Genomic DNA, 13,158 nt, shown 5'->3' on the forward strand with positions numbered 1-13,158 from the left:
CCTCCGTAAATACTGGAGGAATGAGTCGATGGATGGACACGGCACATGCTGGCGGATCGTCCGGCTGCTGACGCTGGCATTGCTTGCTCTTGCTTTCCAGGCATCAGCCGCTTTCGCCCATGCCGCGCTGAACGGCAGCGTGCCGCAGGACGGATCGATGGTGGAAACCGTGCCGTCCGTGTTCTCCCTGGTGTTCAGCGAACCCGTCTCTCCGCTGACCCTGAAACTTGTCCGTCCTGACGGGTCTTCGACCGACCTGAGCGGTTTCGAGCTGAAGGACCGGACACTTGAGATTGCCGCGCCTGATGATCTTGGACGGGGAACCCATATCCTGACGTGGCGCGTCGTTTCCGCCGATGGGCATCCCGTCGGCGGGTCCGTCGTCTTCTCCATCGGCGAGGCTAGCGCTCACGCGCCCACGGCCGCCAACGAAGTCGACTGGACGGTGCGGATCGGCGTGTGGCTGAGCAAGACCGCTCTCTATGCGGGGCTGTTCATCGGTATCGGTGGCGTGTTCGCCCGCACTGTCCTGATGCCTGGCGTAAAGGCGGGCGTACGCCCCACCGCGGCCGCGCTTGCCACGGGAGCCGTCGGGGCAGTGCTGTCTCTCGGCTTCCAGGGACTGGATGCGCTAGGCGTGCCTATCGGAAGCTTGACCGACACACGTGCGTGGTCTGCCGGGTACGGGACAACCTTCGGCTCAACCGTCGTGGTCGCCCTGGCCGCGTTCGCTCTGGCCGGCATTGCGAGTGCCCTCCGGGGCGTGAGCGCAAAGGTTCTGGCCAGCGTCGCCCTGGTGCTTGGAGCCGGATCGCTTGCGCTGAGCGGCCACGCGAGCGCCGCGTCTCCGCAATGGCTGATGCGGCCTGCCGTGTTTCTTCACGCAGCGGCCATCGCCGTCTGGCTCGGCGCCCTGATCCCGCTCGGTCTGGCATTGAGGCGCTATGAAGCCACGAGCGTTTCCGCGCTGGCGCGGTTTTCGAAGTCCATCCCTGTCGTCGTGGCCGTGCTCATTGTCGCGGGGGTGATTCTGGCCATCGTGCAGGTGGGACGGCCGGAGGCCCTTTTCACCACCTCCTACGGCCGGGTGTTCGTCGTGAAGCTTTCCCTGCTGGTCGGCCTGTTCGCGCTGGCGGCCATGAACCGCTGGAAACTCACCGCTCCGACGGAGGCAGGGGATCACTCAGCCGCTCGGCGTCTCGCCCGCTCGGTCGCGGCGGAAACGCTGATAGTCATCCTCGTCTTCGGAGCGGCCGCCGCCTGGCGGTTCACGCCCCCTCCGCGGGCGCTCGCTGCGGCCGCGGCGGAGCCAGCCACGTTGCATGTCCACGGCCCGCAAGCCATGGCCGACCTGACGATCACGCCGGGTCGCGCGGGCAAGGTCGGCGTCTCCGTCTTCGTCATGGCAGGTGACTTCGAACCGCTGGATGCCAAGGAGGTCACCTTCGTCTTTTCCAACCCGGCAGCTGGGATTGAGCCGTTCCGCCGCCGCGCTGAAAGATCCGACGGTGGCCCCTGGCGAGCCGACGGCGTGGTGCTGCCGCTACCCGGGACATGGACCGTCCGCATCGACGTCCTGATCACTGACTTCGAGATCGCCCGGCTCGAGGGCGAGATCAGCATTAAGCCGTGAACCAACGAAACCGGCAGCAGGCAAGGAGACTACCTGATGGCATCAAAGGACCGGGATAGGCGAATCCACATGTTGACGCTGGCCAGGCAAGCGGTTCAACTTGCTGTCGTTATGGTTCTTCCGAGTCGGTTCTGGCTTGGAAGCTAAGAGGGAAGCCGGTACCCTTCGGGAATGCCGTCGCTGCCCCCGCAACTGTAAGCAGCGAGTTGCTGTCGCTCAGTGTCACTGGTGTCGAGGCAACCAGCGTTAAGGCGGAGAAGATTGGATCAGGCGTGGTTGTCTCAGGCCATTTGAAGGCAAAGTGCTCCATCGCGGCTTGCAGAGCCGGATACTACCAGGGGCTGGACGTCGCTATCGAGGCAAATATCAAATACGGCTCAAATCGGGCGTGTGCCGTACCTCTGACAGCTCTGACAAACGCGACAATCTGATCCCAGTTGGACCAGCGCATGATGCAACCCCCGGACGTGCTACTTCAAGAACGCAAGTATTTGGAGTGTTGCCGCCCTAGAAACAATCGTCAAGACATAGGTGATCGCAGGAAGAGCTTAGTCTCTTTCCTCTGATCCGGGATCTGAACCGCCGTCCGCGCCCGCCGCTGGCCCTCGCATCCGCCTCCGAAAAATTCAACGTCGAGGATTCAACGAAAAAAGCCCGGTCGGTTGGGCGGGGGATGTGGGAACCGGCCGGGCTTGCTCAGCAACTTGCAATGCCGAAGATTAGATCGTCACTGAAGAACGCGGCGTTGATATGGCAGGGCGGGAACAGCAAGAAAAAGAGGCCCGACCGAACGGGGCAATGTCGGCCGGGCCTTTAGTTCATGCATATTAGGCAGAAGGAATATAATGCGGGTCACGAAGAGCGGTCATTTATAAATGACGTATCGGCGATCAATGTTAACCCCGACAGAACAAGTCGAAGGCACCGTAGATTTCTGGAACATTCCGGCATTGGCGCAGTTGGGTTTTCGATCGTGGGTTCCCGTCAGTGTTCACGATCAAAGGCCTGTTGCAATCGAGGCCGAAGCCCGCCGCGTTCTATGTGGCAACCTCCTACGTGGCGGGGTTGTATCCCGGTGCAGTTCGGCCGTTGAAACGCCCTCTCGTTGACCTCAATTTCCCGCTCAGCCTGCGCATGGTCGAGGATATGCTGGCGGCCCGTGGCATCATCGTCACTGATCAGACCATTCGAACCTGGGCGGAGAAATTCGGGCGGCACTTCGCGGGGAAGATCAAACGACGGTCAGCGGGTCGCCTGAGCGACGAATGGCATCTCGACGAGATTGTGGTCAGCATCGGCGAAAAGAAGCAGTGGCTCTGGCGAGCGGTCGACCAGGACGGCTTTGTCCTCGACGTTCTCGTGCAAAGCCGCAGAGACGCCAGGGCGGCAAAACGGCTCATGCGAAGCTGCTCAAGGCTCAAGGGCGTGCGCCACGGGTCATGATCACCGACAAGCTCGGGTCGTATGCCGTCGCTGGAAAACAGATCATGCCGACAGTCGAACATCGCCGACACAAGGGCTTGAACTGATGCTTCTTGGTTCCGGCCTCGGGCTCACCATGGTGTCTCCCTGGTCCAACGTAAGCGCCAGCGTCACGACCTTGGCCGTGTCCACCGCGATCTGGCTGGTCATCGTTCAATGGCTCTCGTCGGGTCTGGGCGGCTATCTGACCGGGCGCCTGCGGACAGTTGGAACGTCAGGGTCGAGTCAGTACTGCCGGTACCAGTTGTCAGGACAAACGGCAGAGAAGGGTCGAACCTTGCCGATCAGGCAGCGGCGAAACGCCTACCGTGAATCTGTGTCCCGATAATGCACAGGGGCCCTTAATGCCAAGGCCCGCGATCGCTTTGCTCGTGCAGAGTGTCGCCCGCCACCTGAAGATCAGGCTGCGCCAATGCACAAAGCGTGTTTCGTGCGAACGGACGCACCTCAAGTCCCCGCTCAGCGGCGATCGCCCGCGGGTGTTCGAGGTTGGCCGATGCGAACACATCCGCGTCCTCGCCACCGGCGATCCGTTCACGCAGGTGACCGGATGCGCGAAGCCGTTCTCGACCGCTGTTCCGCTTGCGGCCGAGTACGCTTTTCCGATGTCCGTCATCCCGGCCTTGAGGCTGCCGGCGGCGAGCAGCTTCACCGGCTCCGATCCTGATGCGGAACCTGTGAGAGACAGTGTCGCTAGCATCAAGACAGCAACGAGCCGCATCGGGAGATCCCCCGTTCCTCAGCTTCCGGCCGCATTCGGAAAGAAGAGCTGCTGACCGTTGATCTTGTACTCGGCAATCGCCTTCTGACCTTCGGCCGAGATCAGCCAGTCGATGAAGGCCTGGCCCTGCTCCGCCTTCACATGCGGATGCTTCTCAGGATTCACGAGGATGACGCCGTACTGATTGAACAGTTTGGCGTCTCCCTCGACAACCACTTGGAGGGGTCCCTTGTTTTCGAATGACAGCCATGTTGCGCGATCAGTCAGGGTGTAGGCGGGCATCTGCGCAGAGGTGTTGAGCGTGGGGCCCATCCCAGTGCCGAGCTCGCGGTACCAGTCGCCCGAAGGCTCTATCCCCGCCTGCTTCCAGAGCGCCAGTTCGGCCTTGTGCGTGCCGGAATCATCCCCACGCGAGGCAAACGTCGCGCCAGCCTCGGAGATTTTCTTCAGTGCGGCCACGGCATCGTTGCCGCCCTTGATGCCCGCAGGATCTTCGCCAGGCCCGACGATGACGAAATCATTGTACATGACCTCCTGGCGCTCGACGCCGGAGCCTTCCGCCACGAATTCCTCCTCGGCTGCCTTCGCGTGCACGAACACCACGTCGGCGTCGCCGCGCCGCCCGGTCTCCAGCGCCTGACCCGTGCCTTGGGCGATCACCCGGACTTCGATGCCGGATTTTTCCTGAAAGTGCGGAAGGATGTGACCGAACAGCCCCGACTGCTCGGTGGACGTCGTCGACGCCACGGTGATGAATTCCTGGGCGTTGGCCAGGCCGATCATCGATCCCAGGACGATCGCGGCCGCGACAAAGACCTGTCTCATGAAGCTCATACGTATTTCCCTCCTTGAAGAAGCAGGCTCACCACAAGAGTTCGCCCTTGATGAAGGCGCGTGCGGCTTCCGACCGCGGGCGCTCGAAGAATTCGTCGGCTGGAGTCTGCTCCAGTAGACGGCCGTGATGCAGAAAGAGGACCTCGTCGGCGAGACGGCGTGCCTGGCCCAGATCGTGCGTCGTCATCACGATGGTCATGCCATCGGCATGAAAGGCCCCAACCATCTCTTCCACTGCCCGCGTTGCCGCTGGGTCGAGCGACGAGGTTGGCTCGTCCAGGAACAGCACCTCCGGATTGAGGCCCCATGCCCGCGCCATCGCGAGGCGCTGCTGCTCGCCTCCGGAAAGATTTCTTGCGGGTCTGCGCGCCAGTCCCGCGAGCCCGAATCGCGCGAGCGCTTCCTTTGCCCGTGCATGGCGTTCGACACGCGACGAGTTCCCGAGAGACAGCGCATGGACGAGATTGGCCAAGGCCGAGCGCCGCAGCATCACGGGCCGTTGGAAGACCATTGCGTGTCTCTTCTGCCCGTTTGCCTGAACGGCGCCGCTCCAGCGGATCGATCCCGAGGTCGGCTCAATGAGCCCGTGGCAGAGGCGGAGGGTCAGGCTCTTGCCGGCGCCGTTGGGTCCCATGATGATCGTCCGGCTGGCGCGGGCGATCTCGAACGAGACGTCGTCCACCAGCGCCCGCCCGTGCACGCTGTAAGTGAGTTGGTCGACCCGCAGAGGGAGGATCGAGAAGCCGCCATGCATCGCGTTCACCCCGCCGCCTTCAGAGCCAGGCGTCCGGTCACATAAGCGGCCGCGTTGAGGGACAGGGTAATGGCCAGCAGAATGATGCCGAGTCCAAGTGCCAAGGCGAGATCGCCACGACTTGTCTCCAGCGCGATCGCTGTCGTCATCGTGCGGGTGTGGCCGGCGATATTGCCGCCGACGATCAGGATCGCTCCCACCTCGGCGCTGGCGCGGCCGAAACCAGCCAGTATCGCCGTGATCAGGCTGAAACGGCCGTCCCACAGGAGTGTCGGGATCGCCTGGAACCGGGAAGAACCAAGCGAGCGCAGCTGCTCCTCATACTCGCCCCATAAATCCTCAATGACCTGGCGCGTCAGCGAGACGATGATCGGCGTGATCAGGAGCGTTTGCGCCACAATCATTGCCGACGGGGTGAACAGGATGCCGAACCAGCCGAGCGGGCCGGAACGCGACAACATCAGATAAACGACAAGCCCGGCAACAACCGGCGGCAACCCCATCAGTGCGTTGAAGGTTACGACGAGGAAGGATCGCCCGGGGAAGCGCGCAAGCGCCAGCGCAGCGCCGGCGGGAAGCCCAACGATGGCCGAGACGAGCAGCGCCGTCAATGTGACCGTCAGCGACAGAACCACGATTTCACCCAGAACGGCGTCGCCGCTCAGGATGAGACTCACTGCGGTCGTGAAGGCGTTTTCCTGCTGCATCGCGCAATCTCTTGCGTGCATTATCGCCAGCAATTAGGATCTCGCAAGCTGCGGAATTCTTGCAATCAGTTGCAGCAAAGTGCAGGAGGTTCCATGAACTGGATGGAATATCTAACGACGTCCGAGGTCGCAGCCTATCTGCGCGTGAAGGAGCGAACCGTCTATGACCTGGTGGCGCGCAAGGCGATCCCGTGCTCCAGGGTGACCGGGAAGCTGATTTTCCCGCGGCGTCTGATCGACCGCTGGCTCGATGCGAACGTTCATCTCGTGGAGAGTGCCGTTCTCTCTCCGCCGCCGATTTTCGGCGGATCGAGCGATCCTCTCCTTGAATGGGCGCTGAGGGAATCCCACTGCGGGCTTGCCACGCTCTTCGAAGGGAGCAGCGCCGGGCTGAAGCGCTTCGCCGAGGCGCAGGCGTTCGCAGTCGGAGTGCACCTCAGGAATCCCGAGGACGATGATTTCAACATCGCGGCGGTCAGATCCCTGGCCGGAGTTCACGACGTGCTGCTCATCGAGTGGGCGGAGCGCGAACAAGGGCTTGTGGTTGCACGCGGAAACCCGTTGAACCTACGCCAACTGCGCGATGTCGTCGACAAGCACGCCCGGTTTGTCGTTCGCCAGGAAGGCGCGGGAGGACATCTGCTGTTCAACGTCCTGCTTGCAGGGGAACAGGTTGATTCCTCAGGCTTGCTCCACTCTGAGCGACCGGCGTTGACCGAAGCGGATGTTGCTTCCGCAGTGGCCGACGGAGAGGCGGATTGTGGCCTAGCCGTCGGCTCGGTCGCACGGCGCTTCGGGCTAGATTTCGTGCCGCTCCAGCGAGAGCGTTTCGACGTCGCGTGTCGCAGGCGCGACTATTTCGAACCGCCCCTCCAAAAGCTGTTCGAGTTTACGCGAACGCAGGCATTCGCCGAAAAGGCCAGGCAGTTGGGGCACTACGGGGTTGAATGTACCGGAACCGTTCGGTTCAACGCGTAGCATTAGATGCGGCGGCAAACGTTCGGTTTGAGGAAGATCCCGCAATGCACGAGCGGTCCGTCGGTAGAGGGGAACCCAATGCTCCAAAAGCTGGAATACTTGATCGCGCTTGCCAAGACGCAGCATTTCGGACGGGCGGCATCCGAGCTCGGCATCGCACAGCCGACCCTGTCGGCCGGTATCAAGCAACTGGAGGATCAGCTTGGCGTCATGCTGGTCAAGCGCGGCTCCCGCTTCCAGGGCCTCACGCCGGAAGGCGATCAGGTGCTGGAATGGGCGCGGCGCATCACCGGCGATGCGCGCACGCTGCGCGAGGAAATGCGCGCGGCCCGGCGCGGCCTCTCCGGCCGCATCCGCATCGCCGCGATCCCCACCGCGCTCGCCATGATCCCCCGCCTGACGACGCCGTTTCGCGAGAAGCATCCCGGCGTGACGTTCTCGGTCCTGTCGCGGACCTCCATCGAGGTGCTCTCGCTCCTCGGCAATTTCGATATCGACATCGGGATCACCTATCTCGATAACGAGCCGCTGGGCCGCGTCGTGAGCGTGCCGCTGTATTCGGAACGCTACCAGCTGATCACCGCCGCCGGAAACCCGTACTCCGACCGCAAGACCGTTACCTGGACACAGGTCAGCGAGCTGCCGCTCTGTCTGCTCACGCCCGACATGCAGAACCGGCGCATCATCGACCAGCATTTGGCGGAGGCCGGGGTGCAGGTCCGCCCGACACTCGAGTCCAACTCGATGATCGTGATGTTCTCCCACATACGGACGGGCAAATGGTCGTCGATCATGCCGCTCAATCTCGCGGAGACGTTAGACTTCGCGGAACCGATAAGGGCGATCCCGATCGTGGAGCCGGATGCCAGTCATCTGGTCGGCGTCGTCGCGGCGCAGCGCGAGCCGCACACGCCGCTCGTCTCGGCGTTTCTCAGCCAAATGATGTCCCTAGCCAATGTCGACGGGAACCGCGGGATAGACGTCCAGCGGCTTTCGCCGACATCCGCTTCATAGAAGATTCCTATCAAGCGACGATTCCGCGTTATTGATTTCCGGCCCTTTTCAAGGCTTTCTGCCCCCAGGCATCCGATCAGGGAGGGCACTGCCGTTGACACAGGCCGCAGGTACCGACATTTTGACGCGCACGGCCGGCGTAATTGCCGACCACATCGGTCTTGAAGGGTCGCTGCTTCCCATTCTGCACGCCGTTCAGCACGAATTCGGCTACGTGCCGTCGCAATCCCTTCCGCTCATCGCCGATGCCCTGAACATCTCGCGCGCCGAGGTGTATGGCGTCGTCACTTTCTATCATGACTATCGATCAAAGCCGGCCGGCACCCATGTGTTCAAGGTCTGCCAGGCGGAAGCCTGCCAGTCGATGGGTTCCGACAGGATCGCGGGACAGCTGAAGCAGGCGCTGGGCATCGGCTTCCACGAAACCACTCTCGACGGATCCGTCACGCTGGAGCCGGTCTATTGCCTCGGTCTCTGCGCCTGTGCCCCTTCGGCCATGCTCGACGGAGCGCCGATCGGGCGGCTGGACGCAGACATGATTGCCGAGATCGTCGCGGAGATCAGGCCGTGAGCGGCGTGGTCATCTATATCCCCGGAGACAGTGCAGCCGTTGCGGTTGGCGCGGATCGGGTCGCGTTGGCGATCGAAAGCGAGCTCGCAGCGCGCGGGCTCGAAGCACAGATCGTGCGCAACGGCTCGCGCGGCATGTTCTGGCTGGAGCCGATGGTCGAAGTCGCTACCACGGTCGGGCGCATCGCCTATGGTCCGGTCAAGGCGAAAGACGTCGCCGGCCTGTTCGATGCCGGCCTGATGACCGGAGGCGATCACGAAAAGCGCCTCGGCGATCCGGAAAAGATACCCTTCCTGGCGAAACAGACCCGCCTGACCTTTGCGCGCGTCGGTATCACCGATCCTCTATCGCTGGACGATTACAAGGCACATGGCGGATTGCGCGGTCTGCAGAACGCGGTCGCTATGGCTCGTGGCGACATCGTCAAGCAGGTCACGGACAGTGGCCTGCGCGGGCGCGGCGGAGCAGGCTTCCCCACCGGCATCAAATGGAAGACCGTCCTCGACCAGGTTCAGGACCGCAAATACATCGTCTGCAATGCGGACGAAGGCGACAGCGCGACCTTCGCGGATCGGATGATCATGGAGGGCGACCCCTTCGTGCTTATCGAGGGCATGGCGATTGCCGGCGTCGCGACCGGCGCGACCAAGGGCTTCGTCTACATCCGTTCCGAGTACCCGCACGCCGTGGACAAGATGCAAAGGGCGGTGGATATCGCCCGGTTCGCCGGCGTGCTTGGCGTCAATGTGCTGGGTTCGCCGAACGCTTTCGATATCGAGATCCGCGTCGGCGCCGGCGCCTATATCTGCGGCGAGGAAACGTCGCTGCTCAACTCGCTGGAGGGCAAGCGCGGCGTGGTGCGCGCCAAGCCGCCGCTGCCGGCGATCGAAGGCCTGTTCGGCAGGCCCACGGTGATCAACAACGTCATTTCGCTCGCCTCCGTGCCGATCATCATGGATCGCGGCGCTGCCTTCTACAAGGACTTCGGAATGGGCCGCTCGCGCGGCACCATCCCGATCCAGGTCGCCGGCAACGTCAGACGCGGCGGGCTGTTCGAGGCGGCGTTCGGCATGACGTTGGGCGAGATCGTCGAGGGCATAGGCGGCGGCACGGCGACCGGCCGTCCCCTCAAGGCGGTGCAGGTAGGCGGGCCGCTCGGAGCCTATTTCCCGCCGTCCCTGTTCGACACGCCGTTCGACTATGAAGCCTTCGCTGCGAAGGGCGGGCTGATCGGCCACGCCGGCATCACCGTATTCGATGACAGCGTGGATATGCTGAAGCAGGCGCGCTTCGCGATGGAGTTCTGCGCCATAGAGAGCTGCGGCAAGTGCACGCCCTGCCGCATCGGTTCGACACGGGGCGTCGAGACGATCGACAAGATCGGCGCCGGCGACGATTCCGAGACGAACCTCGCTCTGGTCACCGACCTTTGCAACACGATGAAGTACGGCTCGCTCTGCGCCTTGGGCGGCTTCACGCCCTACCCGGTTATGAGCGCCATCAATCACTTTCCTCAGGACTTCGTGCCCCGTTTGGTGGCGGAAGCCGCGGAATAGGGAACGTACCATGGGTCTCGTCCACGAAATCGATTTTGGCACGCCGGTCGTCAATGCGGAGAAACAAGTGACGCTCACCGTTGACGGCTTCACGGTTACCGTCCCGGAGGGCACCTCGATCATGCGGGCCTCGATGGAGGCCGGCATCGCGATCCCGAAGCTCTGCGCGACCGACATGGTCGACGCCTTCGGCTCCTGCCGGCTCTGCCTCGTCGAGATCGAGGGCCACGCCGGCACGCCGTCTTCCTGCACGACGCCGGTCACACCCGGCATGGTCGTGCACACGCAGACCGGCCGGCTCAAAGACATCCGCCGCGGCGTGATGGAACTCTACATCTCCGACCATCCGCTCGACTGCCTGACCTGCGCCGCCAATGGCGACTGCGAACTGCAGGACATGGCCGGCGCGGTGGGGCTGCGCGACGTCCGCTACGGCTACGACGGCGAAAACCATGTGAAGGCGACGGTCGACGGCGTCGCGAACTTCAGCTGGATGCCGAAGGACGAGTCCAACCCGTATTTCACCTATGATCCGTCGAAATGCATCGTCTGCTCGCGCTGCGTGCGCGCCTGCGAGGAGGTGCAGGGCACTTTCGCGCTGACCATCGAGGGCCGAGGCTTCGGATCCCGCGTTTCGCCCGGCACGCATGAGAGTTTCCTCGCATCCGAATGCGTTTCCTGCGGCGCCTGCGTTCAGGCCTGCCCGACCGCGACGCTGACGGAGAAGAGCGTAATTGAGATCGGCCAGCCGGAGCATTCGGTCGTCACCACCTGCGCCTATTGCGGTGTCGGCTGTTCGTTCAAGGCGGAGATGCGCGGCGAGGAGCTCGTTCGCATGGTGCCGTGGAAGGACGGGAAGGCGAACCGCGGTCACTCCTGCGTCAAAGGCCGCTTCGCCTATGGCTACGCCACGCACAAGGAGCGCATCCTCAACCCGATGATCCGGGAGAAGATTTCCGATCCTTGGCGGGAAGTTTCGTGGGAGGAGGCGTTTAAGCACCTAGCCAGCGAGTTCCGCCGCATCCAGTACCAGTACGGACGCGGCGCCGTCGGTGGTATCACATCGTCGCGCTGCACGAACGAGGAGACTTACCTCGTGCAGAAACTGGTGCGGGCGGGATTCGGCAACAACAACGTGGATACCTGTGCCCGCGTCTGCCACTCGCCCACCGGCTACGGTCTCGGCCAGGCCTACGGCACCTCCGCCGGCACCCAGGATTTCGATTCCGTCGAGGATTCCGACGTGATCATGGTGATCGGCGCCAATCCGTCCGCTGCGCACCCCGTGTTCGCCTCGCGCATGAAGAAGCGCATCCGCAAGGGTGCGAAGCTGATCGTGCTCGACCCACGCGAGACCGAGACGGTCAACTCCGTCCATGCCAAGGCGACCTATCACCTGCCGCTGAAACCGGGAACCAACGTGGCGGTCATCACTGCGCTCGCGAACGTGATAGTGACCGAGGGGCTGTTCGACGAATCCTTCATCCGCGAGCGCTGCGACTGGTCGGAGTTCGAGGACTGGGCGGCCTTCGTCGCCGAGGAGCGCAACAGCCCGGAGGAAGTAGAAAAGCTCTCCGGCGTGCCGGCGGACCTGATCCGCAGCGCCGCCCGGCTATATGCCACGGGAGGCAACGGCGCGATCTATTACGGTCTCGGCGTCACGGAGCACAGCCAGGGCTCGACCACGGTAATGGCGATCGCCAACCTCGCCATGGCAACCGGCAATATCGGCCGGCGCGGCGTCGGCGTGAATCCGTTGCGCGGGCAGAACAATGTGCAGGGTTCCTGCGATATGGGTTCGTTCCCGCACGAATTGCCGGGCTACCGCCACATCTCGGGCGATGCCGTGCGCGACATCTACGACACGCTCTGGGGCACCAAGCTCGAGAACGAGCCGGGGCTCCGCATCCCCAACATGCTCGACGCCGCGGTGGAGGGCACGTTCAAGGGCATCTACATCCAAGGCGAGGATATCCTCCAGTCGGATCCTGACACCAAGCACGTCTCGGCTGGCCTCGCCGCGATGGAATGCGTTGTGATCCACGACCTCTTCCTCAACGAGACGGCTAACTACGCCCATGTCTTTCTGCCGGGCTCGACCTTCCTCGAGAAGGACGGGACGTTCACCAACGCGGAACGCCGCATCAACCGCGTCCGCAAGGTGATGTCGCCGAAGAACGGCTATGCCGACTGGGAGGTGACCCAGGAGATGGCGCGTGCGATGGGCCTAAATTGGAACTACACGCACCCCTCGGAGATCATGGACGAGGTCGCGGCGACGACGCCGAGCTTCGCAAATATCTCGTACGGCTTGCTCGAAAAGGTCGGCTCGGTGCAGTGGCCTTGCAACGAGAAGGCGCCTCAGGGCACCCCGATCATGCATGTCGACGGTTTCGTGCGCGGCAAGGGCAAATTCATCCGCACGGAATACATCCCGACTGACGAAAGAACCGGACCTCGTTTCCCGCTGCTGCTCACCACCGGCCGGATCCTGTCGCAATACAATGTCGGCGCGCAGACGCGCCGCACGGCGAATGTCATGTGGCATGCCGAGGACCTGCTGGAAATCCACCCGCATGATGCCGAGCAGCGTGGCATTCGCGAGGGCGACTGGGTGAAGCTCAAGTCCCGCGCCGGCGAAACGACGCTGCGCGCCGATATCACCGATCGGGTCGCGCCGGGTGTGGTCTATACCACCTTCCATCATCCAGACACGCAGGCCAACGTGATCACCACCGACTATTCCGATTGGGCGACCAACTGTCCCGAATACAAAGTGACGGCGGTCCAGGTTGCGCCATCGAACGGGCCGAGCCAGTGGCAGGAGGAATATGAGGAATTGTCGAAGCGCTCGCGCCGCATCGCGGGGCGACTTGAGGCTGCGGAGTAGCCTTGAACGCCCGGCCAG

Annotated in this window: 10 protein-coding genes, 1 pseudogene and 1 riboswitch; of the genes and pseudogenes, 7 read left to right on the forward strand and 4 right to left on the reverse strand. The window is 63.1% G+C overall.

The window, feature by feature from the left end:
- Positions 1 to 28: 28 nt before the first annotated feature.
- Together ABVK50_RS28475 and ABVK50_RS28480 are read left to right on the forward strand one after the other, a co-directional pair.
- Complete coding sequence (locus ABVK50_RS28475; RefSeq protein WP_353646150.1) at positions 29 to 1,633, forward strand: CopD family protein; 1,605 nt, start codon at positions 29 to 31, stop codon at positions 1,631 to 1,633.
- Between the two features lie 95 nt (positions 1,634 to 1,728).
- Positions 1,729 to 1,987: riboswitch (cobalamin riboswitch) on the forward strand.
- A 762-nt stretch (positions 1,988 to 2,749) separates the two neighbouring features.
- Positions 2,750 to 3,159: pseudogene (locus ABVK50_RS28480) on the forward strand (IS6 family transposase); the annotation flags it as partial.
- A 297-nt stretch (positions 3,160 to 3,456) separates the two neighbouring features.
- Here ABVK50_RS28480 and ABVK50_RS28485 read toward each other — a convergent pair.
- The 4 genes from ABVK50_RS28485 to ABVK50_RS28500 all read right to left on the reverse strand — a co-directional run bounded on the left by ABVK50_RS28485 (position 3,457) and on the right by ABVK50_RS28500 (position 6,131).
- The gene (locus ABVK50_RS28485; protein ID WP_353646151.1) at positions 3,457 to 3,621 is read right to left on the reverse strand and encodes a hypothetical protein; all 165 of its coding nucleotides are present in this window, start codon (positions 3,619 to 3,621) and stop codon (positions 3,457 to 3,459) included.
- A gap of 233 nt (positions 3,622 to 3,854) precedes the next feature.
- Positions 3,855 to 4,670, reverse strand: a complete 816-nt coding sequence (locus tag ABVK50_RS28490) for a substrate-binding domain-containing protein (protein WP_353646152.1) — start codon at positions 4,668 to 4,670, stop codon at positions 3,855 to 3,857.
- A 28-nt stretch (positions 4,671 to 4,698) separates the two neighbouring features.
- Positions 4,699 to 5,424, reverse strand: a complete 726-nt coding sequence (locus ABVK50_RS28495; RefSeq protein ID WP_353646165.1) for a phosphate ABC transporter ATP-binding protein — start codon at positions 5,422 to 5,424, stop codon at positions 4,699 to 4,701.
- 5 nt (positions 5,425 to 5,429) lie between these two features.
- Positions 5,430 to 6,131 carry an ABC transporter permease gene (locus ABVK50_RS28500; protein ID WP_353646153.1) on the reverse strand — a complete coding sequence of 234 codons (702 nt, stop codon included), beginning with the start codon at positions 6,129 to 6,131 and terminating at the stop codon, positions 5,430 to 5,432.
- A gap of 93 nt (positions 6,132 to 6,224) precedes the next feature.
- Here ABVK50_RS28500 and ABVK50_RS28505 point away from each other — a divergent pair, with 93 nt between their 5' ends.
- The 5 genes from ABVK50_RS28505 (at position 6,225) to fdhF (ending at position 13,140) form a co-directional block, all read left to right on the forward strand.
- A complete protein-coding gene (locus ABVK50_RS28505) occupies positions 6,225 to 7,109 on the forward strand; it encodes a helix-turn-helix transcriptional regulator (protein WP_353646154.1) in 885 nt (294 codons plus the stop codon).
- 78 nt (positions 7,110 to 7,187) lie between these two features.
- Positions 7,188 to 8,123 (forward strand): LysR family transcriptional regulator, encoded by a 936-nt coding sequence (locus ABVK50_RS28510; RefSeq protein WP_353646155.1) that lies wholly within the window; start codon positions 7,188 to 7,190, stop codon positions 8,121 to 8,123.
- Positions 8,124 to 8,211: 88 nt separating this feature from the next.
- Positions 8,212 to 8,694, forward strand: a complete 483-nt coding sequence (locus tag ABVK50_RS28515) for a formate dehydrogenase subunit gamma (protein WP_353646166.1) — start codon at positions 8,212 to 8,214, stop codon at positions 8,692 to 8,694.
- A gap of 5 nt (positions 8,695 to 8,699) precedes the next feature.
- A complete protein-coding gene (locus ABVK50_RS28520; RefSeq protein WP_353646167.1) occupies positions 8,700 to 10,250 on the forward strand; it encodes an NADH-quinone oxidoreductase subunit NuoF in 1,551 nt (516 codons plus the stop codon).
- A gap of 10 nt (positions 10,251 to 10,260) precedes the next feature.
- On the forward strand, positions 10,261 to 13,140 hold the full coding sequence (gene fdhF / locus ABVK50_RS28525) for a formate dehydrogenase subunit alpha (RefSeq protein ID WP_353646156.1): 2,880 nt from the start codon (positions 10,261 to 10,263) through the stop codon (positions 13,138 to 13,140).
- Positions 13,141 to 13,158 lie beyond the last annotated feature (18 nt).

The organism is Mesorhizobium sp. WSM2240 (genome assembly GCF_040438645.1).
In the GTDB taxonomy this organism is placed as follows: Bacteria; Pseudomonadota; Alphaproteobacteria; order Rhizobiales; family Rhizobiaceae; genus Allomesorhizobium.

Coding starts and splice junctions, on each gene's coding strand:
- ABVK50_RS28475 (WP_353646150.1), top strand. CDS start 29: ATGGATGGACACGGCACATGCTGGCGGATCGTCCGGCTGCTGACGCTG.
- ABVK50_RS28490 (WP_353646152.1), bottom strand. CDS start 4,670: ATGAGCTTCATGAGACAGGTCTTTGTCGCGGCCGCGATCGTCCTGGGA.
- ABVK50_RS28495 (WP_353646165.1), bottom strand. CDS start 5,424: ATGCATGGCGGCTTCTCGATCCTCCCTCTGCGGGTCGACCAACTCACT.
- ABVK50_RS28500 (WP_353646153.1), bottom strand. CDS start 6,131: ATGCAGCAGGAAAACGCCTTCACGACCGCAGTGAGTCTCATCCTGAGC.
- ABVK50_RS28505 (WP_353646154.1), top strand. CDS start 6,225: ATGAACTGGATGGAATATCTAACGACGTCCGAGGTCGCAGCCTATCTG.
- ABVK50_RS28510 (WP_353646155.1), top strand. CDS start 7,188: ATGCTCCAAAAGCTGGAATACTTGATCGCGCTTGCCAAGACGCAGCAT.
- fdhF (WP_353646156.1), top strand. CDS start 10,261: ATGGGTCTCGTCCACGAAATCGATTTTGGCACGCCGGTCGTCAATGCG.